Below are 25,217 nucleotides of genomic sequence, written 5' to 3' on the forward strand. Positions count from 1 at the left end.
CAGTAGAACCAACAGCAGAACCGAGCAGTAGAACCGAACAGCAGAACAACGCAGGGAAAAAGCTCCACGAGGGCAACCCGCGACGCGGGTCGATCGTCACATCATGACGAGCACGTCGGACGGAGACGGGCGCTCGGCGTCCACGGGAGGGGTTCACTTTATGTCGGCGCAATTCGGCAGGCGGCTGCGCAAGGGGGCGGTGGCCACCACCGTCGCCGCCGCGGCGGTCGCGGCACTGTCCGCGTCCCAGGCACCCGGCGTGTCGGTCGACGACAACGGCAGATCGACCACCGCCGACGCCCAGCCCACTCCCGACCTGGCCGCTGACGACGACGGCGCGACCGGCGGTTCGCCGTACTACATGGACCTGCCGCCTCTCAACAGCCCGAGCCCCGTCCCGACCGCGGGCAGCGGCGGCACCGGCGTCACGGGCACCGGCGAGGCCGGCATCCCCGCGACCGTCCTCGACGCCTACAAGAAGGCCGCGGCGGCACTCCAGGAGTCCAAGCCCGGCTGCAACCTGCCCTGGCAGCTCCTCGCCGCCATCGGCAAGGTCGAGTCCGGCCAGGCCCGCGGCGGCCGCGTCACCGCCGACGGCACCACGATCACCCCGATCCTCGGCCCGCAGCTCGACGGCAACGGCTTCGCCCTCATCCCGGACACCGACCACGGCGTCTACGACGGCAACAGCACCTACGACCAGGCCGTCGGCCCCATGCAGTTCATCCCCTCCACCTGGGAGTGGGCCGGCCGCGACGGCAACGGCGACGGCAAGAAGGACCCCAACAACGTCTACGACGCGGCCCTCGCCGCCGGCCACTACCTGTGCCGCAACGGCTGGGACCTGTCCGTGCAGGCCGACCTGAACCGCGCGATCCTCAGCTACAACAACTCCCAGGACTACCTGCACACGGTCCTGTCGTGGCTGGAGTACTACCGCAAGGGCACGCACGAGATCCCGGACGGCACCGGCAGCCTGCCGAGCCACCGCAGCGACGACAACGACACCGCGAGCCCCTCGCCGTCGCCCACCCCGCCGTCGACGCCCAGCATGCCCAGCACGCCGACGACGCCCTCCACCCCGAGCAGCCCGTCGCCGTCGGACCCCCCGTCCACGCCCGGCACCCCCACGCCCACCCCCACCCCGACCGACACGGTGGACCACCTGGAGGACGCGGGCACCGCGAAGCTCACCGCGCAGGCGGGGGACACGTTCAGCAAGCGGATCAGCACCCGCGCCGAGACCTCGGCCGGCAAGGCCGTCGGCAAGGTGCGCATCCGCTTCACGATCGTGGGGGACACCGACACCACCTTCACCGGCGGCGAGAGCGTCGCCACGATCGTCACCAGCAGCTCCGGCGTCGCCGTCGCGCCCGCGCTGAAGGCCGGTGAGAAGACGGGCGACTTCACCGTCCGCGCCACCGTCGTGGGCCGCGCGGTCGCCGGCCTCGACTACAAGGCCACCGTCACCGAGCGCGTCGCCGACGACCTCGTCCGCACCGGCGACACCGCGCTGACCTGCACCCCGGGTGGGGAGTTCGCCGACCAGGTCGAGGTCAAGGCGACGTACGACGGCGCCGTGGCGGACGGCGTCGCCGCCACCGCCACCCTGATCACCTCGGCGGACGACCCCACCGAGAACACCAAGGGCCCCTACTTCAAGGACGCGGACGGCAAGACCGTACGCACCCTGACGGGCCTGGAGACGGACGCGAACGGCCTGCTGAAGCTGCCGAAGCTGTACGCCGACGACACCACCGGCACGTTCCTGCTCCGCATCACCACCGCGGGCGGCGCGTCCCTGACCGTCGAACTGACGGTCGCGGCGGCCGCCGAGCCGACGCAGTCGCAGTCGCCGAGCCCTTCGGCCGGCACCGGCGCGTAAGTTCCCGTACCACCTCGACGGCGTCCTTCCCCGGAAGGGCGCCGTCGTCGTGTGCGACGTGTTCTCATCTCGGCCGCCCGTTGCTACGGTGCCGGACCTGACGATGTATCAGTTCCGGGCTCATGGGGTCCGGTCGGGAGGCCGTCATGCGTGCCCTCATCGCCGCCGGGATCGGCCTGGCCGTCGCGCTCGCGCTGGTGTTCACGATCACCGCGATGGGCTCGCCGACCGGCAGGACGTCGCCGAAGCCGCTGCTCACGACCGTGCCGTCACACCCGTAACCGCCCGGGAGGGAGGCCGAGATGCGCCGCAAGGCCAGCCTGATCCTGCTCGCCCTCGCCGTGTTCTTCGCGGCGCTGTCCCCGATGCTGCGCTGGTACGCCTTCCCGCGCCTGGCGAAGATCCCGGCGAACCAGTACCAGGACATGGTCCTGGAGGCGAGGGACGCCACCCTCGTCGACAACTCCCTCCAGGAGAAGAAGGTCTCCAAGATCACCATCGTGCAGACCCTCAAGGGCAACGTGGAGGCCTCGGAGAAGATCGAGAAGACGCTCGGCCGGGACGTCGTCGTCTGGGACAGCCTGTCGTACGCCCAGGACCCCGACGGCAAGATGGTCGCCTACATCCCCGAGCGCTACATCTTCGACGCCCACAGCCAGGACCCCGTCCACGCCACCGGCGAGATGGTCGACGGCGACCCGGTCAAACGCGAGGGCATCGAGTTCAAGTGGCCCTTCCGGACGGAGAAACGGGACTACGAGTACTTCGACGCGCAGACCCGCACCAGCAACCCCATCCACTACAAGGGGACGCAGAACTTCCGCGGTCTGGAGGTCTACTACTTCGAGCAGACCATCCCCTGGACCCAGGTGAAGTTCCCCAAGAAGCTGCCCGTCGCCGGCATCACCCCCGAGCAGATCGCCAAGACCGGCATGACCCGCTGGTACACCACGGTCCGCAAGTTCTGGGTCGAGCCCGTCACCGGCGCCCCCGTCTACGGCGAGGAGATCCACAAGGAGGAGCTCCGCGGCGGCACCCTCCTGGGCGACCGCGAGAAGGTCACGGCGTTCGCCGGCCACGTGAAGATGCGCGAGGACTACATCGAGCACACGGTCGACCTGGTCAAGTCCAACCGGCTGCTGGTCCTGCTGATGACGACGTACCTCCCCTGGGGCTTCCTCACCCTCGGAGTCCTGCTCCTCGCCCTCTCCCTGTGGCTCGAGGCCCGCAGCCGTCGCCCGGACGAACCGGCGCCCGCCGACGCCGACGAACCGGAACCGATCACCGCCTGAGGCGCGCGTTGGTGTGCCGCGTCGGCTCCGCGGCCGCCGGGTCCTCCGGCCACGGGTGCTTGGGATACCGGCCGCGCAGCTCCGCCCGTACGCCCTTGTAGCCGTCCTTCCAGAAGGAGGCGAGGTCGGCGGTGACGGCCGCGGGCCGCCCGGCGGGGGAGAGGAGATGGACGAGCAGGGGCACCCCGGCGACCCGCGGCGACTCCTGCAGCCCGAACATCTCCTGCAACTTGACGGCGAGAACGGGCTGTTCGGGCTCGGAGTAGTCGATCCGGATCCTGGACCCGCTCGGCACCGCGATCCGCTCGGGCGCGAGCTCGTCGAGCCGCCCCGTCTCACCCGAGGCCCAGGGGAGCAGCCGGTTCAACCCCGCCCCGGCATCGATACGCGCCAGATCAGCCCGCCGTCGCGCCCGCCCGAGCTCCGGCTCCAGCCACTCGTCCACGCGCGCGTGGAGCGCGTCGTCGGAGACATCCGGCCAAGGGTCGCCGACCCGCAGCCGCAGAAAGGCGAGCCGCTGCCGCAGTACGCAGGCCTCCGGCGACCAGCGCAACAACCCGAGCCCCTCCTGCCGCAGCCCTTCGAGCAGCGCCTCGCGTACGAGGGTGGCGTCGGCGTCCTTCAAGGGCCGTGCGGCCAGCTCGATCGCCCCGAGCCGCTCGACGCGCCGCGCGACGACGTCCCCGTCGGCCCAGTGGACCTCCTGCGCCTCGGAGTACATCGAGGCGGCCGCCAAGCGTGCCGTGTCCTCGTCCACGCTCGCGGCGAGCTGCACGCGCGCGTGCCCTTTTCCGACGGGCCGGTCGGCGACGGCCACGGCGATCCAGGGCGCGCCGCGAAGCGCGGAAGCCTCCGGCAGTTCGGCGCGAGTGCCGGAGGCCATGAGATAGGAACCCCCGTCGACTTTGGCGACCCGCTCGGGGAAGGCGAGGGCGGCGACGACACCGACAAGCCGCTCATCGCCGCCAGGGTGCCGCTGACCGGCGACGACCTTGTCCGTGCCGTTCGCGGCATCGGCCGTCGAGACCGCCCGCAGTCGCCGTACCTCCGCGCGCCACCGCCCCGCATACGCGTCACCCCCACGCCGAGCGGCCCGAAGAGCCGCCGCGAGGTCATCCCCGTACTCCCGCGGAACGTCCTCCGACAGCAGCGCCACCACCTCGGCCGCGTCCCCCGGCGCGTCCAGCAACGCTCGTCCCAGCCGCGGATGCACCCCCGTCCGAGTCAACCGCACCCCCCGCTGCGTGGCCCGCCCGGCGGAGTCCACGGCGTCCACCGCCGCGAGCGCACTCCGCGCCGCCGCCATCGCCCCACCCGGCGGCGGATCCAGCAACGCCAGCCCGGACGCGTCTGGATCGCCCCAGCAGGCCACCTGGAGCGCGAACGCCGTCAGGTCGGCCACCTTGATCTCCGGCGCCGGAAACAGCGGCAGACGCGCGTCCTCAGCCTCCGCCCAGCAGCGGTACACCGCCCCCGGCGCCTCACGCCCGGCACGCCCCGCCCGCTGCCGCCCGGCAGCCCGCGAGGCCCGCACGGTCGTCAGCGCGCTCAACCCGCGCGCGTGATCCACCCGAGGTTCCCGGGCCAGCCCGGAGTCCACGACCACCCGCACCCCGGGCACCGTCAGCGAGGACTCGGCGACGGACGTCGCCAGCACCACCCGCCGCCGCTCCGCGGGAGCCAGCACCGCGTCCTGCACGGCCGCCGGAGCCCGCCCGTGCACCTGGAGCACCTCGACATCACCCAGGCCGCCGAGCTGACCGGCCACCCGCGCGATCTCCCCGACGCCCGGCAGGAAGCACAGCACGTCCCCCGACCGCTCGGCCAGCGCCCGCCGCACCACCGACGCCACATGCGCGAGCAGCGCCGGGTCGACCCGCATCCCGTGCGGCGGCCGCACCGGCCGTACCGGCGGCGCCCACACCACCTCCACCGGGTACGACACCCCCGCCGCCTCGACGACCGGCGCCCCGCCCAGCAGCCCCGCCCAGCCCTCGGCGTCCGTCGTCGCCGACGCGGCCACCAGCCGCAGCTCAGGCCGCAGGGTCTGCCGTACGTCCCACAGGAAGGCGGCGGACGTGTCCGCGTCCAGATGCCGTTCGTGGCACTCGTCCAGCACCACCACGTCGACGCCCGTGAGCTCCTGGTCGCGCTGGAGCCTTTGAAGCAGCACACCGGTCGTGACGACCTCCACGCGCGTGTGCCGCCCGACGACCCGCTCCCCGCGCACGGTGTATCCGACGCTCTGTCCGGCCTTCTCGCCGAGCAGCCACGCCATCCGCCGGGCGGCGGCGCGGGCGGCGATGCGGCGCGGTTCGGCCACGAGCACCCGCCGCGCGGGGGCGTCGGCGTCCAGGAGACCGGCCAGCGCCAGCGGCACCAGGGTCGTCTTGCCGGTGCCGGGCGGCGCGACGAGGACCGCGGTGCCGTGCCCCTCCAGGGCCTCGTTCAGACCGGGAAGGGCACTGCGTACGGGAAGGGCGTCCAGGGCGTCGTAACGGATCACGCACTCAGTCTCGTACGCACACGAAGATCGCCGTCCCCGGGATCAGGTTCCCGCGCAGGGGCGACCAGCCGCCCCACTCCGAGGTGTTCCAGGCCGGCCACTCCGGTTCCACCAGGTCCACGAGACGGAAGCCCGACGCCGCGATGTCCCGCACCCGGTCGCCGATCGTCCTGTGGTGCTCGACGTAGACCGCGCGGCCAAGCTCGTCCTGCTCGACGTACGGCGTGCGGTCGAAGTAGGAGGCGGACACCGACAGCCCCTCTGGACCCGGCTCGTCCGGGAACGCCCAGCGGATCGGGTGGGTCACCGAGAAGACGAAACGGCCGCCCGGGCGCAGCACCCGCCGCACCTCCGTCAGGACCCGTACCGGTTCGGCGACGAAGGGCAGCGCCCCGTACGCCGAGCAGGCCAGGTCGAAGGAGGCGTCCGCGAAGGGGAGGGCGCCGGCGTCGGCGCAGACCAGGGGGAAGGAGCCGCCGATGCGCAGGGCGTGCTGGAGCTGGCGGTGCGAGATGTCGAGCGCGACCGGGCGGGCGCCCTGCGCGGCCAGCCAGCGCGAGCACTGGGCCGCGCCGGCGCCGATCTCCAGGACGCGCCTGTCCTTGAGCTCCTCCGGCGGGCCGAGCAGCTCGGCCTCCACCTCGTCCAGGCCCTCGGGGCCCCACACGAAGCGGTCGTCGCCGAGGAACGTGCCGTGTTCCACCTGGTACTCGTCGGCGTTCCGGTCCCACCAGCCGCGGTTGGCCCGGGAGCTCTCGGCGGCTCCCGCGTCGCGCCGCGTGGCCTCCGGCTCGAAGTCGGACTCGGAAGAAGTGGGCTCTTGGATGATCGGCTCCCTCGTCGTACTCTTCCCTCCAACCCGTCCCCACGGGTGTCACGGGAGAGGTGTCTCAGGCCTGCGTGGCCTCCAGAGACAGTTCTTGTGCCGGGTATGCGGCGATCCGCCCCGGGTGTGCGCCTTCGCGCATTGACCCTGCCCGGCTGCCCCCGTATGCTACAAGTTGCGCTGCGGGCCTGCGCACCTCAGACGTAGCAGGCTGCGCTCGCATCTGTTGTATGTCCCCTCGGTTGTCGAGGCGCCATCACCAGTTTCTGGTTTGGCGCTTCCTTGGCTGTCCGGCTTCATCAGAGCGATACGGGCTCCCGGCGTAGCAGTACCTACGACTTTCTGTCCGTAACCGGAGCCCTTTCCCACATGACGAGCAGCACCGAGACCACCGCCACCACCCCGCAGGTTGCGGTCAACGACATCGGTAACGAGGAAGCCTTCCTCGCCGCGATCGACGAGACGATCAAGTACTTCAACGACGGCGACATCGTCGACGGCGTCATCGTGAAGGTCGACCGGGACGAGGTCCTGCTCGACATCGGTTACAAGACCGAAGGTGTCATCCCGAGCCGCGAGCTCTCGATCAAGCACGACGTCGACCCCAACGAGGTCGTCGCCGTCGGTGACGAGATCGAGGCCCTTGTTCTCCAGAAGGAGGACAAGGAAGGCCGCCTGATCCTCTCGAAGAAGCGCGCCCAGTACGAGCGTGCCTGGGGCACCATCGAGAAGATCAAGGAAGAGGACGGCATCGTCACCGGTACCGTCATCGAGGTCGTCAAGGGTGGTCTCATCCTCGACATCGGCCTCCGCGGCTTCCTCCCGGCCTCCCTGGTCGAGATGCGCCGTGTCCGCGACCTCCAGCCCTACGTGGGCAAGGAGCTCGAGGCGAAGATCATCGAGCTGGACAAGAACCGCAACAACGTGGTCCTGTCCCGCCGTGCCTGGCTGGAGCAGACCCAGTCCGAGGTCCGCCAGACGTTCCTCACGACCCTCCAGAAGGGTCAGGTCCGCTCCGGTGTGGTCTCCTCGATCGTCAACTTCGGTGCCTTCGTGGACCTGGGTGGCGTCGACGGTCTGGTCCACGTCTCCGAGCTGTCCTGGAAGCACATCGACCACCCGTCCGAGGTTGTCGAGGTCGGCCAGGAAGTCACCGTCGAGGTCCTCGACGTCGACATGGACCGCGAGCGTGTCTCCCTGTCGCTGAAGGCGACGCAGGAGGACCCGTGGCAGCAGTTCGCCCGGACCCACCAGATCGGCCAGGTCGTCCCGGGTAAGGTCACCAAGCTGGTTCCGTTCGGTGCGTTCGTCCGCGTGGACGAGGGCATCGAGGGTCTGGTCCACATCTCCGAGCTGGCCGAGCGCCACGTGGAGATCCCGGAGCAGGTCGTCCAGGTCAACGACGAGATCTTCGTCAAGGTCATCGACATCGACCTCGAGCGTCGTCGCATCAGCCTCTCGCTGAAGCAGGCCAACGAGTCCTTCGGTGCCGACCCGGCCTCGGTCGAGTTCGACCCGACCCTGTACGGCATGGCCGCGTCGTACGACGACCAGGGCAACTACATCTACCCCGAGGGCTTCGACCCCGAGACCAACGACTGGCTCGAGGGCTACGAGAAGCAGCGTGAGGAGTGGGAGCGCCAGTACGCCGAGGCGCAGACCCGCTTCGAGCAGCACCAGCAGCAGGTCATCAAGAGCCGCGAGGCCGACGCTGCCGCTGCCGCCGAGGGTGGCGACGCCGCCGGTGCGGCTCCGGTCGCGGGTGGCGGTTCGTACTCCTCCGAGGGTGCGGACACCTCCGGTGCCCTGGCTTCCGACGAGGCGCTCGCCGCGCTTCGCGAGAAGCTCGCGGGTGGCCAGAGCTGAACGCTCACTGAGCACTAGCTCCTGACTGAGGGGCCGTACCTTCCGAGGTGCGGCCCCTCAGCCGTGTCCGGCCTCCGGCGTTCCTCGTGACACGGCGGAGCGACGCATGAAAACGCCGTAAGAGATGCCTGATCAGCTCCGCTCGTGGGAATGCCCCTGCTTCAGGGGGCGTTGAAGCGTATGAACACGAGGAGGAGCGGTCACTGTGCTTGATCCGCAGGGTTTGTACGCATGGGAGCCGAAGGGCCTGGCCGTCGTCGACATGGCGCTCGCCCAGGAGTCGGCCGGCCTTGTCATGCTCTACCACTTCGACGGATACATCGACGCGGGCGAGACCGGCGACCAGATCGTCGACCGGGTGCTCGACTCGCTGCCCCACCAGGTCGTGGCCCGCTTCGACCACGACCGGCTCGTGGACTACCGGGCCCGCCGTCCGCTGCTCACCTTCAAGCGCGACCGTTGGACCGACTACGAGGTCCCCTCGATCGAGGTGCGACTCGTCCAGGACGCCACCGGGGCGCCCTTCCTGCTGCTGTCGGGGCCCGAGCCGGACGTGGAGTGGGAGCGCTTCGCGGCGGCCGTCCAGCAGATCGTGGAACGGCTCGGTGTCCGCCTCTCCGTGAACTTCCACGGCATCCCCATGGGCGTCCCGCACACCCGCCCCGTCGGCCTCACCCCGCACGGCAACCGCAACGACCTGGTGCCCGGCCACCGCAGCCCCTTCGACGAGGCGCAGGTCCCCGGCAGCGCCGAGTCGCTCGTCGAGTACCGCCTCATGGAGGCCGGACACGACGTCCTGGGCGTCGCCGCGCACGTCCCGCACTACATCGCGCGCTCCCCGTACCCGGACGCGGCCCTGACCGTCCTGGAGGCCATCACGGCGGCCACCGGTCTGGTGCTGCCGGGCATCGCGCACGCGCTGCGTACCGACGCGCACCGCACGCAGACCGAGATCGACCGCCAGATCCAGGAGGGCGACGAGGACCTCGTGGCTCTCGTCCAGGGCCTTGAGCACCAGTTCGACGCGGCGGCGGGCGCAGAGACCCGCGGCAACATGCTCGCCGAGTCCACCGACATCCCGTCCGCCGACGAGATCGGGCTCGAGTTCGAGCGCTTCCTGGCGGAGCGGGAGGGCGACAACTGAGCCCGGCCGGGTACGTTGTCAGCGGGACCGCCTAAGCTGCGGCTCATGCTGAAGGTGGGCCTGACCGGTGGGATCGGTGCCGGTAAGAGTGAGGTGTCGCGGCTGCTCGTCGAGCGGGGGGCCGTGCTGATCGACGCGGACCGTATCGCGCGCGAGGTCGTCGCGCCCGGTACGCCCGGGCTGGCCGCCGTCGTGGAGGCCTTCGGGCCGGGTGTGCTCGCCGAGGACGGCGGCCTGGACCGGCCCAGGCTGGGGTCGATCGTGTTCGCCGATCCCGAGAAGCTCGCCGTGCTGAACTCGATCGTGCATCCCCTGGTGGGCGCCCGCTCCCGCGCCCTCGAATCCGCCGCCGACGACAACGCGGTCGTCGTCCACGACGTCCCGCTCCTCACCGAGAACGGCCTCGCCCCGCTCTACGACGTCGTGGTCGTCGTCGACGCCGCCCCCGAGACCCAGCTCGACCGCCTCGTCAGGCTGCGCGGCATGACCGAGGACGACGCACGCGCGCGGATGGCCGCCCAGGCGACGCGGGAGAAGCGCCGCGAGATCGCGGACATCGTCATCGACAACGACGTACCCCTGGACGACCTGCGGCGACGCGTGGCGGACGTATGGGACGAGCTCGTACGAAGAGTTCGCGCGCCCCGCGCGGACGAGGGCTCGCCCCGGACGTCCCAGGAATAGCGGCCCCCTGTCCGGGCGTTGAACCCTTCCAGTGAGGGAAGGACTCTGCCGTGCCCGAGACCAGCGGTTCGACCGGACGTACTCCGGAGACGCATGTCATCGACTTCCGTGCCGCCGAGCAGTTGCTGGCCGCGCGGGACCCGCAGGGCGCGGTGAAGCTGCTCGACCAGGTGATCGCCGCGCACCCCGAGAACACCGCCGCCCGCCTGCTGCGCGCGCGTGCCTTCTTCGCGGCCGCCCAACTGCGGCCCGCGGAGCTGGAGTTCACCATCGTCCTGGAGCGCGAGCCGGACAACGCGTTCGCGCACTTCGCGCTCGCCCGGACCTACGAGCGCCAGGCCCGCCCCGACCAGGCCAAACGCCACTTCCGGCTGGCCGCCGCACTGGACCCGAACCCGCAGTACCTGAAGGCGGCGCGGTTCGACGCGTAACGGCTCAGGGCGCGGGCCGGTCCGGGGGCCGGTTCCCCGGTCGCCGGTACGGCGGCCGCTGTCCTGGTGACCCGCGCGGTGGCCGGTGCTCCGCCGGCCGGTACGGTGGGACGTCCGGGCCCGGCTGGTAGTGCGGGCCCTGTCGGATGTGCCGGAGGATCAAGGTCAGATCGACAGTGATGACCAGCCAGAGCACCCCGCAGGCGGCGGCCCACCCGGGGCGGCCCGCGAGGGCGAACGCGGCTGTCCCGAAGATCGTCCAGACCAGTCCCCACACGCTCAGCCAGAACCGGGCCCGCAGCGCACTGCGCGCGGTCGCCGGCTCACTGCCCGTACGCATCGGGATCACCACTCCTCTCTGCCAACGTACTCCTCGTACTCCTCGTACTCTTCGTACTCCTCGTACTTTTCGTTCGCCTGGTACTCCTTGCCGGAGGGCGCGTGCTGCCGGACACCGATGAGCTCGCCGAGGTGCTGCTCGACCTCGCGGTACCCCATGAAGACATCAACGCGCTCGTCGCCCGGCGGCGGACGCTGGCGGCAGACGCCGGAGCGATGCGGCTGGTGGCGGAGTGCGTCGAGGCACTGGTGCGCGACATGGGGGAGATCGTCGAGTACGGCGACGGCTTGCAGCTGACCGCACGGACCGCCGAGGCGCCGGTGGCGCTGCGCCGGATCTTCCCCGCGTACGTGTTCGTCGCGGCGCTTCCGCACACGCGCGCGTACCACCGGGCACGGGGTGTCCCCGCCGACGTCTCCCGGCGCACCCTTACCGACCTCGGACGGAACATGGCCGTCCACCGCAGGCGGTACGGGACGGCGGGAGTCCAGTCCCCGCAGTGGCTGATGCTCCATCTCCGCGGTGAGATCTACCAGTTGGGGAGACTGCACTTCCAGCGGGCGCGGCTCTGGTCGGGCGCGGCGCGGGGGCTCGCGGCGGCGGGGATGCGGGCGACGACCGGCACGCTCTGTCTGGACCTGCACATCCCCGACTTCCTCGGCCCGCTGACGCCGGACGCGTGCGACCGGGCGGTGGCGCTGGCGGGGGAGTTCTTCGCGAAGCACTACCCCGAGGAGGGGTACCGGGCGGTGATGTGCCACTCGTGGCTGCTGGATCCGCAGTTGAAACGGTATCTGCCCGCCGACTCCAACATCGTCCGCTTCCAGGAGCGGTTCCGGATCGCGCCACGAGACGCCGAGTCGGCCGACACCGAGCCGGTCCAGTTCGTGTTCGGGGACCCGGAGCTGCCGGTGGCGGGGTTGCCTCGGCGTACGTCGGTGGAGCGCGCGGTGGGCGACCATCTGCGGTCGGGCGGGCACTGGTACATCGGGCACGGGTGGTTTCCGCTGCCCCAGGAGGGGCTTCAAGCGGGGCTTCAGGAGGGGGCTCAAGCGGGGCTTCAGGAGGGGTCTCGAGCGGGGCTTCAGGAGGGGGCTCAAGCGGAGCTTCGGGAGGGGCTTCGTCCCTCGGACGGGTGAATGCGTTCGGGTGGGGAACGGCCTTGCGGATGCGGGCCGTTGTACGGGCATGGAACTGAAAATGCGTGAGGGGTACGAGGGGACGGGACCGGGCGCGATCACTCCGGACGGCTGCGCGGTGGAGCTGTACTCACGGCTCCCGGTGTACGACGAGCCGGACATCATCGCCGCGGCCGTGCCGGCGGGGGCGCACATCCTGGAACTGGGCTGCGGCGTGGGCAGGATGACCCACCCGCTGCTGGAACGGGGCTTCACGGTCACGGCGGTGGACGAGTCCCCGGAGATGCTGGCCCGCGTCCAGGGGGCGCGCACGATACGCGGCAAGGTCGAGGAGCTCGACCTGGGCGAGACGTTCGACGTGGTGATGCTCGCGTCGTTCCTCGTCCACGCCGGCGACGCCGAGGTGCGACGCGGGATGCTGCGCGCCTGCGCCCGGCATGTGGCGGAGGGCGGGTGCGTACTGATCCAGCGGGAGGGCGAGGACTACCACACCAACCTGCCGCGCGAGCGCGTCGACCCCAGCGGCTTCACCCTCCGCATGGTGTCGGCGGAGCCGGTCGGCGACGGGGTGAACTCGGTCCGCGCGGAGTACGAGTTCCCGGACGCGGTATGGACCCAGACGTTTCTGGCCCGGCCGCTGACGAAGGACCAGTTCGAGGAGGCACTGGGGGAGGCGGGCCTGCGGGTGGACAAGTACCTGACGGAGGACCGGATATGGGTGCGGGCGGTGCGTGCGGAGACGGTGTCGGTCTGAGGTCGTTCGCCGGGCGCCGATGAGTTTCCGTGCGGGGGCCGGTCTACCTCTGTGACAGCACAACGGACCGCGTCCCACAGGAGCCCCCGATGTCCGAGACCACCGTATCCGTCACCGCCGCCGCGTCCGCCGACTCCGGTACCGGCACCGTCGTCGCCGAGTCCGCGACGGCCCGTGGGCGCCGCGCCAGGGTCGCCCTGCGCACCATTCAGGTGCTGCTCGCCCTGTTCTACGCGTTCGCGAGCGCGCTGCCCAAGCTGATCGCGCACCCCACGGCGGCCGACGCCTTCGCCGAGATGGGCTGGGGCAACGCGGGGATGTACACCATCGGCGCGCTCGAACTCGCCGGTGCGATCGCGTTGCTGGTGCCGGTGCTGCAGTCGGTGGCGGCGGTGGCGCTGAGCGGGCTGATGGTGGGCGCGTTCGTGGTCCAGGTCTCCTACTTCGACGGGGAGAACGCCGCGACGCCACTGATCCTGATCATCCCGCTGGCCCTGATCGCCTGGGCGCGCCGCGGTCAGAACGCGCAGCTGCTGCGGCTCCTCCGGCACCGCTCGTGACCACTGCTCCGGCGTCCTGCGAACCCCGGACGGACTGGCCAGCCCAGCCCGCCCGGGGTTCGCAGGACGGACGTCCCCTTCTCAGCGCCGGCCCGCATCTCTCAGCCCGTCCGGCGTTCGAGGACGAGGCCCTCACCGCCCGCCCGTGCGGCCACCCTTACGGCCACCCGGCATCCCGGGCACCCCGCCAGGCACTCCACCCATCCCCCGCAGCCGTTCCATGTCCCGCCGGTCCCGTTTGGTCGGGCGCCCGGCGCCCCGGTCACGGATGCCCGCCGGAGCGACCGCCTCACGCGGCGGAGGCGGCGGGCTGTTGTCGACATAGCACTGCACGGCGACAGGAGCCCCCACCCGCTTCCGGATGAGGCGCTTGACGACGACGATCCGCTCCCGCCCCTCATGGACCAGACGGACTTCGTCACCGACCCGGACGGAGTGGGCCGGCTTGACCCGCTCACCGTTCACCCGGACATGTCCGCCCTTGCAGGCGGCCGCACCGGCGGACCGGGTCTTGATCAGCCGCACGGACCAGATCCAGCTGTCGACGCGAACCGTCTCGCCCTGCTGCGGTCCGGCGGCCTCGGCGGCGGCCACAGCGGCGGCGATCTGCGGATCCTGCCCCGCACCGCCCTCACGACCGGCCGGCTCCGCTTTGGCGGACGCCGACTCCGCCCGGGCGGGCGCCGGCATCGCGCCAGGAGCGGTCGGCGCGTCCTCGACACCGTTCCGAGCGGCTGCGACGGCGTCCATGCCCTCGCCCGCCCCGCCTTCCCCACGTTCAGCAGCCATGCCTCGACCTTAGCCGCCCGCCCCCGCCCGCCCCGACGGCATTTCCCCACAGCCCCCGCTCCCCGCCACTCGTGATTCCGGGGCGGCGAGGACAGGGTCGTACGGTGGTGACGTGGACGCTCTCGACGACCTGGACCAGCGCATCGCGGGCTGCCGCGCCTGCCCGCGGCTGGTCGACTGGCGGGAGGAAGTGGCCCGTACGAAACGGGCCGCCTTCGCCGACCAGACGTACTGGGGCCGCCCGGTGCCGGGATTCGGGCCCTCGGACGCCCGGATGCTGATCGTCGGCCTCGCCCCCGCCGCGCACGGAGGCAACCGCACCGGCCGGATGTTCACCGGCGACCGGTCGGGAGACGTGCTGTACCAGGCGCTGTACGACGTCGGCCTGGCCTCGCAGCCCACGGCGGTGAGCATCGACGACGGCCTTGAGCTGCACGGCGTCCGCGTCACCTCGCCGGTGCACTGCGCCCCGCCCGCCAACAAGCCCACCCCGGGGGAGCGGGACACCTGCCGCCCCTGGCTGGTGCAGGAGCTGAGGCTGTTGCGGCCGACGCTGCGGTCTGTGGTGGTGCTGGGTGCCTTCGGCTGGCAGGCCACGCTGCCCGCGCTGTCGGCGGCGGGGTGGGACGTGCCCCGGCCGCGGCCCGCCTTCGGGCACGGGGTGCGCGTGCCGCTCGACGGGATCGAGCTGTTCGGCTGCTTCCACGTCAGTCAGCGCAACACGTTCACCGGCCGGCTGACCCCGCAGATGCTCCGGGACGTGCTGCGCACGGCGGCGGCCGTCGATTGAGGGGACCTGGGTCGCGGTACGGGAGTGGGGGCAGGGAAGTCAGCTGGGTTCCCCGAACAACTGCCGTACCGTCGACTCGTAGTTGGTCCGTACGTGCGCGAGGGCGTGGGCGCGGGCCCGCTCCGGGTCGCCGGAGGCGATCGCCTCGTACAACTCTCGGTGTTCTATGAGGAGTTGGGGCCATTCCTCGTTCCGCCGGGTCATCCAGCGCAGTCGGCCGGCGACCGGTTCGAGGGCTTCGATCAGCAGGGTGTTGTCGGCCATGGCCACGATGCGGTCGTGCAGCCGGCTGTTGATGTCCGTGATCGTCTCCGCGTCGCCCGCCTCGGTCGCGGTCGCCGCCTCGTCGAGGAGGCGCTCGACCTCGGCGAGATCCTGCGGTGTCGCGCGGGCCGCGGCCAGCCCCGCCGCGTAGACCTCCAGCGCCTCGCGCAGTTCGAAGAGCTCCTTGACGTCCCGCGGGTTCAGCCGCCGTACGACGGTCCGGCGCGGGGTCTCGAAGTGGACGAACCCCTCGGCGACCAGGGCGCGGATCGCCTCGCGGACCGGCACCCGGGAGACCCCGAAGCGTTCGGCGAGCTCTCGTTCGACCAGCCGGTCGCCGGGGCGCAGCCCGCCCGCGATGATCTCCTGCCGTAGCGAGGCCAGGACGCGTTCGCGGACGGCACCCAGGGGTTCGATCTTCGTCGTGGAGCTCATGGGGCCATCTTCGCCGACTGTGGAGGTGTTTTACGGAGCGTTAACCGAGACGACATCGGTCGGAACGCTTGACGGGAGGACTATGACCGCAGTTTGGTATACCAAACGGCGTTCCAGGCGGCCGTATCCGGCCACCCTCCTCCGTCCCCGGCTCATGGAGGTCCCGTGTCCCTCGCCGACCGCGCCACAGTCACCGGCGCCCCAGCGTTCGTCCCCGATCCGCGCCTCACCAACGAAGACCTCGCGCCCGCCGAGAAGCGGAACTGGAAGGTCTTCGACCTCTTCGCGATGTGGATGTCCGACGTCCACAACCTGGGCAACTACACCTTCGCCGCCGGTCTGCTCGTCCTCGGCATGAACGTGTGGCAGGTCTTCACCTCGCTCCTCGTCGGCTTCGTGCTCATCTACATCGGCATGAACTGGATGGGAAAGATCGGCCAGCGCCACGGCGTCCCGTTCCCGGTCGTCAGCCGCATCAGCTTCGGCATCTGGGGCGCCAACATCCCGGCCCTGATCCGGGCCGTGATCGCCATCATGTGGTACGGCATCCAGACCTATCTGGCCTCCGTCGCGGTGAACGTGATGCTGCTGGCCGCCTGGCCGGGCCTGGAGTCCTGGACGCACAGCTCCTTCCTGGGACTCGACGCGCTGGGCTGGGTCTCCTTCCTCTCCCTGTGGCTGATCCAGGCGCTGATCATCAGCCAGGGCATGGAGTCGGTACGGAAGTTCCAGGACTTCTGCGGGCCGGCGATCTGGATCGTCATGATCGCGCTCGCGGTCTGGGTGCTGGCCAAGGCCGACTGGACCATCTCCCTCACCACCACCCCGCACCCGGTGTCGGGCGGCGAGCAGTGGCGGCAGTGGTTCGGTGCGATCGGCCTGATCCTCGCCACGTACGGCACGCTGATGCTCAACTTCTGCGACTTCTCCCGCTTCGCCCCGGACTACAAGACCGTCCGACGCGGCAACTTCTGGGGCCTGCCCATCAACTCCACGGCGTTCGTGGTCGTCTCGGTGATCGTCACGGCCGGCTCGCTGGAGGTGTTCGGCGAGGCCATCACCGACCCGGCGGAGCTGGTGGCCAAGGTCGGCAACACCTGGGTCCTGGTCGTCGCCGCACTGACCTTCGCCATCGCCACCATGGGCGTCAACATCGTCGCCAACTTCGTCTCACCGGCGTACGACCTCGCCAACGTCTGGCCGCAGAAGATCAGCTTCAAGGTCGGCGGCATGATCAGCACGGTCGCCGCGCTGGTCGTCACCCCCTGGAACCTCTTCTCGAACCCGACCGTCGTCAACTACTTCCTCGGCGGCCTCGGCGCCTTCCTGGGCCCGCTGTTCGGCGTGATCATGCTCGACTACTACTGGATCAAGAAGGGCCGCGTGGACGTCGACGAACTGTTCTCCGGCGCCCCCGGCTCCCGCTACTACTACAAGAAGGGCGTCAACCCCAAGGCGCTGTGGGCGTTCCTGCCGTCGGCGGGCGTCGCGGCCGTCCTCGCCCTCGTGAAGACGTTCAGCGACGTGGCCCCGTACTCCTGGTTCATCGGCACCGCCCTGGCGGCCGGACTGTACGCGCTGCTGTGCCGGGACGAGCGCACCGCCGCCACCAAGGCTGTGGAGGTCTGACGGACGTGCGGATCGTCGTCACCAACTGCAACACCACGCAGGAGATGACCGAGGAGATCGTACGAGGTGCCCGGGCCGCGGCAGGCCCGGGCACCGCCGTGACCGGGCTGACGCCGAAGTGGGGCCCCGAGTCGGCCGAGGGCTGGCTCGACAGCTACCTGTCGGCGGCCGCGGTGATCGACCTCCTGCGGACCTACGAGGGCCCCGCGTACGACGCGGTCGTCATGGCCGGTTTCGGCGAACACGGACGGGAAGGCGTCCGGGAGCTGGTCGACGCCCCCGTCGTCGACATCACCGAGGCCGCGGCCCACCTGGCCTGTCTGCTCGGCCGGCGCTACGGGGTGATCACCACCCTGGAACGCTCCTGCGGTCAGATCGAGGACAGCCTGGAACTCGCCGGCGTGGGCCGCAACTGCGCCGCGGTGGTCGGAACGGGGCTGAACGTCCTCGAACTCGGCGACGCCGAGCGCACGGAGGCCGCCTTCGTGGCCGCCGCGGAACGGGCCATCGCCGCGGGCGCCGAGGTACTGGTGCTGGGCTGCGCCGGGATGACGGGACTGCAACGGGCGGTGGGGGAGAAGCTCGGGCCGCCGGTGGTCGACGGGGTGGGGGCCGCGGTGAAGCTGGCGGAGTCCCTGGTGGGGTTGGGACTGAGGACGAGCCGGGTGGGCGGGTATGAGCGGCCGTTGCCCAAGGGGCGGGTCTGGGGGAGGGGAGCGGGGTGAGGGGAGGAGAGTGAGGGGAGGAGGGTAGGGGAGCAGGGTGAGGGGTTCGCGGCCCTGCTGGGGGGGGCGGGCCGGCGATGCAGCGGGGCCTCGAGTCGGTGGAGGGGGGCGTCAGGGTGTGTCCGTGGTGTCGCGGTGCCTGGAGTCGTGAGAAGCCGTCGTCAGGGTGTGTCGGCGATGCCACGGCGCCCCCGGCCGGTGAGGGGCCGCCGTCGGGGTGATCCTGGCGTGGGCCGGTCGGCGGTGCGCCGAGGGCGGAAGCGGTACGACCGCACACTTCCGTCGGGACGTGGCGCCGCCCCCGCGTCTCCCCACTTCCTGATGCCCGGCGGCGGGAACGGGAGTCGCCGGTGTTCAGGTGGTCGTCGGTAGTGGATGGCCGGGCTCCGCGTACCGTGTTCGCCGCGCTGCTGCTCGTCGGGTTGTGCTGCACCGGCGCCTCGGGAGACGAGGCCGAGCCCTTCTGGGCGGACCCCGACTCCCCGGCCGCACGGCAGGCCGCCGAGTGGCGGCTGGCGGGGCGGGACCCGGACGCCGCGTTGATGGACCGCATCGCGACGCGTCCCCAGGCCGAGTGGCTGCACGGTCCGAACCCCGGCCCGGTGGTCCGCGCCCGCACCACCGATGCCGCCCTGGCCGGCCGGACCGCCGTACTCGTCGCGTACTACATCCCCCACCGAGACTGCGGCCTGTTCTCCAGCGGAGGCGCCCCGAGCGCGGCCGACTACCGCGCGTGGGTCGACGAGTTCGCCGACGCCCTCGGCGACCGGGGTGCCTATGTGATCGTCGAACCCGACGCCGTCGCCCAGGTGGTGGCGGGCTGCACCCAGGTCGTGGCGGAGGACCGCTACGCCCTGCTCGCCTACGCCGTCGACCGCTTCACAAGCAGCCCGCACACCCACGTGTACCTCGACGCGGGCAACTCGGGCTGGATTCCGGAGGCCTGGCGCCTGGTCGACGCGCTCGCGGCAGCGGGCATCGCCGAAGCCGACGGCTTCGCGCTGAACGTCTCCAACTTCCAGACCAACGCGGCCAGTGCCGCGTACGGCGACTGGCTGTCGGCGGACCTCGGCGGCAAGCACTACGTCATCGACACCAGCCGCAACGGCAACGGCCCCTACTCCGGCACCGACAGCTGGTGCAACCCGCCCGGCCGAGCCCTCGGCGAACCCCCGACGACCGACACGGGCAACCCCCGTCTGGACGCCTACCTCTGGATCAAGCGCCCCGGCGAGTCCGACGGCACCTGCCGGGGCGGCCCGGCGGCGGGCACCTGGTGGCCGTCGTACGCGCTGGAGCTGGCCCGGAACGCCGTCCGCTGAAGCCCCAGGTCGCTCACGGCCGCCATACGTACCGCACGTCCGGCTCGCGCTCCTCGTTCCCCCTCCCGTCCGTGTGCTCGACCGCGACGAAGCCATGGCGCTCGTAGAAGCGGTGGGCGGGCTTGTTGACCTGGAAGGTCCACAGCTGGAGCCCCTGGGGACTGCGCTCCTTGGCGAGCGCGACGAACCGGTCCCCGATGCCCTGCCCGCGCCGGTCCGGGGCGAGATAGAGCTGGGAGAGCAGGTCGCCGTCGAGCACCATGATCCCCACGATCTCCCCGGCCCCTGCGATCTCCTTATCCCCCACGACCTCCCGCTTCCCCGCAACGGTCGTCTCCGCGCCCTCCCGGCTCCCGGGACCGGTCGTCTCCGCGGGCTTCCGGCTCTCGGGATCGGTCGTCTCCGAGGGCTTCCGGCTCTCGGGACTGCTTGCCTCCACGCCCTCCTGCTCCCGCGGACCGGTCGTCTCCGCGACCCATGTCTCGCGCAGCGGCACGACCACGTCCCGGATGTAGGCACGCACCTCGTCGTCGGACCGCGGTCTGACGACGGTCGGGAGCGCGGCGTCGAACGACCGCAGCCAGACGTCGGCCGCCGCGGCGGCGTCGGCGGGGGTGGCGCGGCGAACCGTGACGGCCAGGGTGTCGTCGTTCATCACGCCTCCTCCGGGATCGCGGCCGTCGCCGTGATCTCCACCAATTGCCCGCTGTACCCGAGGCAGGCCACACCGATCAGCGTCGACGAGTGCGGACCGGTGCTGAGCCCGGACGCCTCCACCACCTCCCAGACGGCGGAGAGGACCGAGGTCTCCTGGCTCACGACGTACACGTCGGTGGCGAGCACATGGGCCAAGTCGCTGCCGATCGCGCGCAGTTGCTCCTCCAGATTCGCGAGCACCTGCTGGGCCTGCCGCACCGGGTCCCCTTCGCCGACGAGGCTGCCCTGGGCGTCCAGCGGCACGGCCCCGGCGAGGAACGCGAGCTTCGTGCCGGCCTCGACGACGGAGGCGTGGGAGTAGGTGGGCGGCGGGAAGAGGGCGTGGGCGGTGACGCGCCGGATCATAGGGGCTCCCGAGATGCTGTGCGGGTGACGGACAACCTGGCGATCATCCAAGGGGTGATGGGGCAGCGCATCCAGTTTTTCCGGCACGGCCGTCCGCCCCGGCCGCAGCCCGCGCCCCCGCTCCGCCGCCTCGACCCGCTCGACGCGATAGAGCCGCACCGGGGGCGCCGCCCTGACCCGCGGATTCACACTCAGCCGGTCCGGCGGCCCGAGCAGCCGGTGCACCATGCCCCCGGCCCAGCCGCGCATCCGCAGTCCGGCCAAGGAGACGTACCGCCGCCCGTCCTCTTCATGCTCCCCGCGACCCGCACTCGCCATCGCTGCCTCCCCCATGGCACACCACAGCCCTCCGGCCGCGGCCCGCCGTCACGCTCTGTGACGACGCATCCCATTGAAACGCGTCCCACTGACAATCGCCCGAGGCAGCGGTCTCCTGTGGATAACCGTTCGACGGAAAGGGGTGACGACTGTCAGCCTTCGTCGGACGTCGCTTCGCCCGACGGGCGTCGGCAACCGCACGGTGTGCTCGGTCCCAGGAGGCTCAAGCGTGTCCCGCACCGCCCACCACGTCCCCAGTCGGCACCGCACCCTCCCCGCGTACTGGTCGCTGGGCCTCCAGGGCCCCTGGACCGGCAACGACGTGCCTGAACTCCGCTACACGAACGAGGAGTTGACCCGCGCCCGGCGAGAGGGCCGTCGGCCGATGCCGAGGCGGGTCGTGCGGGGCTTCACCTCGTACACGTACCCCCGGGCGATGAACGACCGGGTGTTCAGCCCGTACGAGCGCCGCGCCCGAGCCGCTCTCCAGGCCTTCCGGTCCGCCGCCCGCCTCGGGTTGCGCGCCGCTCCCGTGGAGGAGCTGGTCCAGTGGCCCGAGGAGCTCGACCATCCACCCACTCGGCATCGGCACCAGGACCTCTGGTGAGCTGAGCGCGCTCCCCGCGTCGGACGACCGCCGTTCAGGCCGCGAGGCCGAACCTCCGTGAGGCCGAACCTCCGGCCTCCGAGCGCGACTTCACACGCCGGAGCCGTCAGGCCCCTCTGACCTGCCGAGGGGGGGTACCCCGCCCCCGAGGGCCGCGGAGTCGCAGGTCGATGAGATCGCTGACGTCCGCCACCTCCTGAAGGGTCCGGGCCGGCGAGATCAGGGTCTGGCGGAGCTCGGCGATCCGCTCCCGCAGCGCGCCCGCGTGTTCCCACCCCCGCTCCCACGCCACCGGATCGTGTCCCTCCGGCCGCTGCGACTCGTACGCCGCGAGCCGCGGATGCCAGGCCGCGAGTGTCCTGGCGGCGGACGGTCACGATGTCGCCGTCGCAGATCGCCGCCTCGATCATCGAGTCACCAGAGACCGTCAGCGCGAACAAATCTCCCTCACCGACCACCTGCCGGGGCAGGGAGTGGACGTCCTCGACCATCTCTTCGGCGAGCAGCGGGGCACCGGCGGCGATCCGGCCGACGAGCGGCACCTCGACAGGTACGGCGCCGCGGTGTCCCAGGTCGGGCGCCCAGGAGCGCCGGACCTGGCTGGGAGCAGTCGGCGCCGGCTTCGGGGTGGCCGCGGCGCCGTAATCGCGTGGAAGTGCGCCACCCGGCTTCGTACGCTCCGTCCATGCCTCCCATGCCCCCCACGCCGCCCACCCCCTCCGACGCCGCCTTCCTCGACACCACCGCCGACCGCCTCGCCGCCCTGCCGACCGTCCGGGCGGTGGCCCTCGGCGGCTCGCGCGCGCAGGGCACACACCGCCCCGACAGCGACTGGGACTTGGCGGTGTACTACCGGGGGCCGTTCAACCCCGCGGACCTCCGTGCCGTCGGCTGGGAGGGCGAGGTGTCGGACGTCGGCGGCTGGGGCGGGGGCGTCTTCAACGGCGGCGCGTGGCTGACCGTCGACGGGCGCCGCGTCGACGTCCACTACCGCGATCTCGACGTCGTGGAACACGAGTTGGCGGAGGCGGAGGAGGGACGGTTCCATGTGGAGCCGTTGCTCTTCCATCTCGCGGGGATTCCCAGCTACTTGGTGGTGGCCGAGTTGGCGATCAACGAGGTGCTGCGGGGTGATCTGCCGCGCCCGGCGACCTACCCCGAGAAGCTGCGCCGAGCAGCGAGCGGCCACTGGCACGGCACGGCTCGGGCGACCTTGGCTTACGCACGTGCCAACCACGCCCCCTCGGGCCGTCTGACGGAGACCGCAGGCGCTGTTGCCACAGCCGTCGTACAGGCCGGACACGGGGTGTTGGCGGGACGCGGAGAGTGGGTGACCAACGAGAAGCGGCTGGTGGACCGGGCCGGCCTGAGGCCGGTGGACGGCATCGTGGCCTCGCTCTCCGAAGGGGCGAGTGCCGATGCGCTGAGGCAGGCCATCGATCAGGTGCAGGCGCTGTACGAAAAGGCGGCAACCTGACGCTCTGCGAAGCAGCGCGAGCATCATGCTTTGGTGTGAACAGCGGCCTACGCCGTGTGGCCGGATCAGATTCCTCCTGGTGCTTCCTTGAGCACTCGAGGCCTTCCCCCTGATGGGATTCGGCGGACTGCGAGGCCACACAGCCGTCTGTTTCCGGCCGTCTCTGCATATTTCTCCAGCATGTACAGTCCGATCCCCACTTGAGGGGATATGCGGCTGGCGCGGGTGCGCCGTGAACACGGGGAGAGACAAGTGAAGAAGACCCTGCTGACCACCGGGATCGTAGGCGCTCTGATGGCAGGAACGGCCGCACCGACCGGCGCCATCTCCGACACCGGATCGACGGCGCTGCCCGGCACGGGTGCGAAGGTCGTCGCCAGTGCGTGGCACTGCAACGTCTATGCCGACAAATGCTCCTTCAAGACGTCGACCAAGGCCATGAAGGGCGGCCGCAGGTACAGGGTCAGCAAGATCACCAACGTGGCGACGGTGAAGGCCAACGGCTGGCAGGCCACCCTTTCGCTCAGCCCGAGCGGCACGATGGTGAGTGAGAACACCCGGCAGGTCAGCTGGACGAACAAGAACTCCTGGATCGCCGACATCAGCGGGATCGCCGACCCGGGTGGCTCGCTCAACACGAGCATCACCACCTGCTCCGACGGCGGTGCCTTCAAAGCCGGTGTCAAGGCGTTCGCCTCGGCGTGTGCCAACGACTGACCCGGCGAAACGCCGTGAAGAACAGCCTTCTTCCGCGCCGCACAGGACGCCGCGGCCGAACGATCGCCGTCGTGGTCGCGGCGTGCGCCGCGGGTGTCCTGGGAGCCTCCATGTGGGGTGGTGGGACGGTCGGCCGGCCCGCCCGCCCTGGCAGCGAACTGGCCGAGCACCTCGATGCCCTCCGCGGAGCCAATGACCTGGTCCGCGCCACCCGGGCCGACGTCGGACGGGACCCCGCGCTGTACCCGACGGCGTACGGCCGCCTGGAAGCCGAAGTGCCTGCGGGCCGACGGACCGGCGAACCGGTGCCCGAGGTCCGTTCAGGTGCCCTCGCGGAACTTCTGCGCACCGACATCCTGGACACCCCCGCGTGGCGGGCGTACTACGTCTGTCTGTCGCTGGCCGGCTCCAGGCCGGGCGACGCGGTGACCGTGCTGGAACGAGCCGGGCTCCGGAAGCATGCGGAGAAGGAGTCCCTCGCCTATCTGCGCTCGCCGGACCCTGAAGACGATGCCCCAACCTCACTCGCAACGCGGGCCGCTTTTCTGGAAATGCTGAACTGCACCGGCCGCCACGGTGAGGTACCCCGTGCAGCCGTGGACCGCCTCGCCGCGGACACCACTCGCGTCGGGCAGCCCGTTCCAGCGCTCTACGCGGTGGAAGCATTGCGGACGCTCGGCGTGCACGTCCGTCCCGCACGGGCTCTGCGGGACGCCGACGGGCTGCTGAAGGCCGACTGCACCGCGCTCGACCCCATTCAGCGAGCCGCTCTGGCGTTGCTGCGGCAGCAGTCGACGCCGCAGACCCGTGACTGCCTGACGCCCGCGCTGCACAGCTCCGATCCCCAGACCCGGTGGCTGGCCCGACGCGCGCTTTCGATCAAGGCCGGCCGTGGCGCGCCGTCACTTCCCCCACCGATGGGGCACATCCGAGCCGACGGCCTCGTCGCCAAGTCTCCGGCACAACTCGGCACCCTCACCGCGACGTACGACGCTGCCCGGGCGCTCACCGCTGGTGCGCAACACGGGCGAGTACCGGACTGGTTGACGCGACAGCTGAAACAACTGGGCTCCGACCGCGCCCTCGAACCGTCCGACCGCATCCTGCTCGCCATGACGTGTCACCGGTTGTCCCTGACCTGTGGCCCACAGGCGGAGAAGGGAACCAAGGAGGTTGCCGGGCTCCCGGTACCTCGTCGATTGACGCAGGAGAACCAGCGTCGCTGGTACGCCGCCATGGTGGCGCGAGCGGAGTTCGGTCTGCCGTGCCGCCACGCGTCCATCGGGCTTCTGCGGGGTGGGGAGTCCGCGTTGTCCACTCGATTGCTGCGCATTGTGGTGGCCCTCGCTGACGCCGGCTGTGCGGCAGAGGCGGAGCGGCTCACCGAGAATGTGGATCTTGTTGCCCAGGCCCGCCGCAGCCTGGGCGAGGGTGATCTCCTCGGCGCTTCGGACGCGGTCCAAGCAGCTCTCGCTTCCGACCAGAGCGTCCCGCAGACCTTCTGGGACGAACTGCCCGGACTGGTGAAGCGCTACTGCGACACCAAGTACCCGGACCTGTACGCCGATTCACCGGGCGGCACTGCTTCCGCGGACGCGACGAGAGCCGCGTACTACCTCCTCGCCTGACCCCCCACGCCCTAAGGAACCCCGCGA

23 protein-coding genes and 4 pseudogenes are annotated in these 25,217 nt (G+C 71.1%); 18 read left to right on the top strand and 9 right to left on the bottom strand.

The features are described from left to right. Window positions 1-160: 160 nt before the first annotated feature. From ACFUO4_RS16990 to ACFUO4_RS17000, 3 genes are all read left to right on the top strand, one after another. Window positions 161-1,885, top strand: coding sequence for a lytic transglycosylase domain-containing protein (locus ACFUO4_RS16990; protein ID WP_383485071.1), 1,725 nt, complete (start codon window positions 161-163; stop codon window positions 1,883-1,885). Between the two features lie 146 nt (window positions 1,886-2,031). Continuing rightward, window positions 2,032-2,166: an SPW_0924 family protein gene (locus ACFUO4_RS16995; RefSeq protein WP_128112384.1), complete on the top strand. Its 135-nt coding sequence runs from the start codon at window positions 2,032-2,034 to the stop codon at window positions 2,164-2,166. A 21-nt stretch (window positions 2,167-2,187) separates the two neighbouring features. Then, complete coding sequence (locus ACFUO4_RS17000) at window positions 2,188-3,177, top strand: DUF3068 domain-containing protein (protein WP_079312482.1); 990 nt, start codon at window positions 2,188-2,190, stop codon at window positions 3,175-3,177. Here ACFUO4_RS17000 and hrpB read toward each other — a convergent pair. Next, a complete protein-coding gene (hrpB, locus tag ACFUO4_RS17005; protein WP_383485076.1) occupies window positions 3,167-5,683 on the bottom strand; it encodes an ATP-dependent helicase HrpB in 2,517 nt (838 codons plus the stop codon). The genes ACFUO4_RS17000 and hrpB overlap by 11 nt on opposite strands. Window positions 5,684-5,687: 4 nt before the next feature. After that, window positions 5,688-6,512, bottom strand: a complete 825-nt coding sequence (locus tag ACFUO4_RS17010) for a class I SAM-dependent methyltransferase (RefSeq protein ID WP_383485751.1) — start codon at window positions 6,510-6,512, stop codon at window positions 5,688-5,690. A 366-nt stretch (window positions 6,513-6,878) separates the two neighbouring features. On the opposite strand from ACFUO4_RS17010, the gene rpsA reads away from it, so the two are divergent. The 4 genes from rpsA (at window position 6,879) to ACFUO4_RS17030 (ending at window position 10,634) form a co-directional block, all read left to right on the top strand. Further along, window positions 6,879-8,375, top strand: coding sequence for a 30S ribosomal protein S1 (gene rpsA / locus ACFUO4_RS17015; RefSeq protein ID WP_079312486.1), 1,497 nt, complete (start codon window positions 6,879-6,881; stop codon window positions 8,373-8,375). A 205-nt stretch (window positions 8,376-8,580) separates the two neighbouring features. After that, on the top strand, window positions 8,581-9,519 hold the full coding sequence (locus ACFUO4_RS17020) for a PAC2 family protein (protein ID WP_079312488.1): 939 nt from the start codon (window positions 8,581-8,583) through the stop codon (window positions 9,517-9,519). Window positions 9,520-9,564: 45 nt separating this feature from the next. Continuing rightward, window positions 9,565-10,203, top strand: a complete 639-nt coding sequence (coaE, locus tag ACFUO4_RS17025; RefSeq protein WP_383485081.1) for a dephospho-CoA kinase — start codon at window positions 9,565-9,567, stop codon at window positions 10,201-10,203. A 50-nt stretch (window positions 10,204-10,253) separates the two neighbouring features. Then, window positions 10,254-10,634, top strand: a complete 381-nt coding sequence (locus tag ACFUO4_RS17030; RefSeq protein ID WP_059197416.1) for a tetratricopeptide repeat protein — start codon at window positions 10,254-10,256, stop codon at window positions 10,632-10,634. A gap of 79 nt (window positions 10,635-10,713) precedes the next feature. Here ACFUO4_RS17030 and ACFUO4_RS17035 read toward each other — a convergent pair. Further along, window positions 10,714-10,974, bottom strand: a pseudogene (locus tag ACFUO4_RS17035) (DUF6343 family protein); the annotation flags it as partial. Window positions 10,975-11,075: 101 nt separating this feature from the next. Here ACFUO4_RS17035 and ACFUO4_RS17040 point away from each other — a divergent pair. The 3 genes from ACFUO4_RS17040 to ACFUO4_RS17050 all read left to right on the top strand — a co-directional run bounded on the left by ACFUO4_RS17040 (window position 11,076) and on the right by ACFUO4_RS17050 (window position 13,427). Then, entirely contained in the window at window positions 11,076-12,113 is a 1,038-nt protein-coding gene (locus ACFUO4_RS17040; protein WP_383485085.1) for an acyltransferase domain-containing protein, read from the top strand. Between the two features lie 61 nt (window positions 12,114-12,174). After that, window positions 12,175-12,867 carry a class I SAM-dependent methyltransferase gene (locus tag ACFUO4_RS17045; protein ID WP_383485088.1) on the top strand — a complete coding sequence of 231 codons (693 nt, stop codon included), beginning with the start codon at window positions 12,175-12,177 and terminating at the stop codon, window positions 12,865-12,867. Between the two features lie 89 nt (window positions 12,868-12,956). Beyond that, on the top strand, window positions 12,957-13,427 hold the full coding sequence (locus tag ACFUO4_RS17050) for a DoxX family protein (protein WP_383485091.1): 471 nt from the start codon (window positions 12,957-12,959) through the stop codon (window positions 13,425-13,427). A gap of 132 nt (window positions 13,428-13,559) precedes the next feature. On the opposite strand, the gene ACFUO4_RS17055 is transcribed toward ACFUO4_RS17050, so the two are convergent. Beyond that, entirely contained in the window at window positions 13,560-14,216 is a 657-nt protein-coding gene (locus ACFUO4_RS17055) for an RNA-binding S4 domain-containing protein (RefSeq protein ID WP_383485094.1), read from the bottom strand. A gap of 112 nt (window positions 14,217-14,328) precedes the next feature. On the opposite strand from ACFUO4_RS17055, the gene ACFUO4_RS17060 reads away from it, so the two are divergent. Beyond that, entirely contained in the window at window positions 14,329-15,006 is a 678-nt protein-coding gene (locus tag ACFUO4_RS17060; protein ID WP_383485097.1) for a uracil-DNA glycosylase, read from the top strand. Between the two features lie 39 nt (window positions 15,007-15,045). Here the strand turns inward: ACFUO4_RS17060 and ACFUO4_RS17065 are convergent, their stop codons facing one another. Further along, complete coding sequence (locus ACFUO4_RS17065) at window positions 15,046-15,705, bottom strand: GntR family transcriptional regulator (protein WP_079312500.1); 660 nt, start codon at window positions 15,703-15,705, stop codon at window positions 15,046-15,048. A gap of 165 nt (window positions 15,706-15,870) precedes the next feature. Between ACFUO4_RS17065 and ACFUO4_RS17070 the strand changes: the two genes are divergently transcribed. The 3 genes from ACFUO4_RS17070 to ACFUO4_RS17080 all read left to right on the top strand — a co-directional run bounded on the left by ACFUO4_RS17070 (window position 15,871) and on the right by ACFUO4_RS17080 (window position 19,381). Continuing rightward, window positions 15,871-17,334, top strand: coding sequence for an NCS1 family nucleobase:cation symporter-1 (locus tag ACFUO4_RS17070; protein WP_383485100.1), 1,464 nt, complete (start codon window positions 15,871-15,873; stop codon window positions 17,332-17,334). Between the two features lie 5 nt (window positions 17,335-17,339). Next, window positions 17,340-18,059 carry an aspartate/glutamate racemase family protein gene (locus ACFUO4_RS17075; RefSeq protein ID WP_383485103.1) on the top strand — a complete coding sequence of 240 codons (720 nt, stop codon included), beginning with the start codon at window positions 17,340-17,342 and terminating at the stop codon, window positions 18,057-18,059. Between the two features lie 371 nt (window positions 18,060-18,430). After that, the gene (locus ACFUO4_RS17080; RefSeq protein WP_383485106.1) at window positions 18,431-19,381 is read left to right on the top strand and encodes a glycoside hydrolase family 6 protein; all 951 of its coding nucleotides are present in this window, start codon (window positions 18,431-18,433) and stop codon (window positions 19,379-19,381) included. A 13-nt stretch (window positions 19,382-19,394) separates the two neighbouring features. Here the strand turns inward: ACFUO4_RS17080 and ACFUO4_RS17085 are convergent. The 3 genes and pseudogenes from ACFUO4_RS17085 to ACFUO4_RS17095 all read right to left on the bottom strand — a co-directional run. Further along, window positions 19,395-19,661 (bottom strand): annotated as a pseudogene (locus tag ACFUO4_RS17085) (GNAT family N-acetyltransferase); the annotation flags it as partial. A gap of 183 nt (window positions 19,662-19,844) precedes the next feature. Beyond that, window positions 19,845-20,036, bottom strand: a pseudogene (locus tag ACFUO4_RS17090) (histone acetyltransferase); the annotation flags it as partial. Then, the gene (locus ACFUO4_RS17095) at window positions 20,036-20,761 is read right to left on the bottom strand and encodes a RidA family protein (RefSeq protein ID WP_383485109.1); all 726 of its coding nucleotides are present in this window, start codon (window positions 20,759-20,761) and stop codon (window positions 20,036-20,038) included. The gene ACFUO4_RS17095 and the pseudogene ACFUO4_RS17090, both read right to left, overlap by 1 nt. 229 nt (window positions 20,762-20,990) lie before the next feature. Here ACFUO4_RS17095 and ACFUO4_RS17100 point away from each other — a divergent pair, with 229 nt between their 5' ends. Further along, window positions 20,991-21,368 (top strand): hypothetical protein, encoded by a 378-nt coding sequence (locus tag ACFUO4_RS17100; RefSeq protein ID WP_383485112.1) that lies wholly within the window; start codon window positions 20,991-20,993, stop codon window positions 21,366-21,368. Between the two features lie 359 nt (window positions 21,369-21,727). Here the strand turns inward: ACFUO4_RS17100 and ACFUO4_RS17105 are convergent. Next, window positions 21,728-21,910 (bottom strand): annotated as a pseudogene (locus ACFUO4_RS17105) (LexA family protein); the annotation flags it as partial. Between the two features lie 143 nt (window positions 21,911-22,053). Here ACFUO4_RS17105 and ACFUO4_RS17110 point away from each other — a divergent pair. The 3 genes from ACFUO4_RS17110 to ACFUO4_RS17120 all read left to right on the top strand — a co-directional run bounded on the left by ACFUO4_RS17110 (window position 22,054) and on the right by ACFUO4_RS17120 (window position 25,190). Continuing rightward, entirely contained in the window at window positions 22,054-22,845 is a 792-nt protein-coding gene (locus ACFUO4_RS17110; protein ID WP_383485115.1) for a nucleotidyltransferase domain-containing protein, read from the top strand. A 252-nt stretch (window positions 22,846-23,097) separates the two neighbouring features. Then, complete coding sequence (locus ACFUO4_RS17115) at window positions 23,098-23,562, top strand: hypothetical protein (RefSeq protein ID WP_383485117.1); 465 nt, start codon at window positions 23,098-23,100, stop codon at window positions 23,560-23,562. Window positions 23,563-23,633: 71 nt separating this feature from the next. After that, entirely contained in the window at window positions 23,634-25,190 is a 1,557-nt protein-coding gene (locus tag ACFUO4_RS17120) for a hypothetical protein (RefSeq protein ID WP_383485119.1), read from the top strand. Window positions 25,191-25,217: the final 27 nt, after the last annotated feature.

This window comes from Streptomyces sp. NPDC057280 (genome assembly GCF_042668605.1).
In the GTDB taxonomy this organism is placed as follows: domain Bacteria; phylum Actinomycetota; class Actinomycetes; order Streptomycetales; family Streptomycetaceae; genus Streptomyces.

What these genes read in the sequence shown, in the direction of transcription:
- rpsA (WP_079312486.1), top strand. Translation starts at nt 6,879, where the DNA reads ATGACGAGCAGCACCGAGACCACCGCCACCACCCCGCAGGTTGCGGTC.
- ACFUO4_RS17065 (WP_079312500.1), bottom strand. Translation starts at nt 15,705, where the DNA reads ATGAGCTCCACGACGAAGATCGAACCCCTGGGTGCCGTCCGCGAACGC.
- ACFUO4_RS17055 (WP_383485094.1), bottom strand. Translation starts at nt 14,216, where the DNA reads ATGGCTGCTGAACGTGGGGAAGGCGGGGCGGGCGAGGGCATGGACGCC.
- ACFUO4_RS17110 (WP_383485115.1), top strand. Translation starts at nt 22,054, where the DNA reads ATGCCTCCCATGCCCCCCACGCCGCCCACCCCCTCCGACGCCGCCTTC.
- ACFUO4_RS17000 (WP_079312482.1), top strand. Translation starts at nt 2,188, where the DNA reads ATGCGCCGCAAGGCCAGCCTGATCCTGCTCGCCCTCGCCGTGTTCTTC.
- coaE (WP_383485081.1), top strand. Translation starts at nt 9,565, where the DNA reads ATGCTGAAGGTGGGCCTGACCGGTGGGATCGGTGCCGGTAAGAGTGAG.
- ACFUO4_RS17045 (WP_383485088.1), top strand. Translation starts at nt 12,175, where the DNA reads ATGCGTGAGGGGTACGAGGGGACGGGACCGGGCGCGATCACTCCGGAC.
- ACFUO4_RS17095 (WP_383485109.1), bottom strand. Translation starts at nt 20,761, where the DNA reads ATGGCGAGTGCGGGTCGCGGGGAGCATGAAGAGGACGGGCGGCGGTAC.
- ACFUO4_RS16990 (WP_383485071.1), top strand. Translation starts at nt 161, where the DNA reads ATGTCGGCGCAATTCGGCAGGCGGCTGCGCAAGGGGGCGGTGGCCACC.
- ACFUO4_RS16995 (WP_128112384.1), top strand. Translation starts at nt 2,032, where the DNA reads ATGCGTGCCCTCATCGCCGCCGGGATCGGCCTGGCCGTCGCGCTCGCG.
- ACFUO4_RS17050 (WP_383485091.1), top strand. Translation starts at nt 12,957, where the DNA reads ATGTCCGAGACCACCGTATCCGTCACCGCCGCCGCGTCCGCCGACTCC.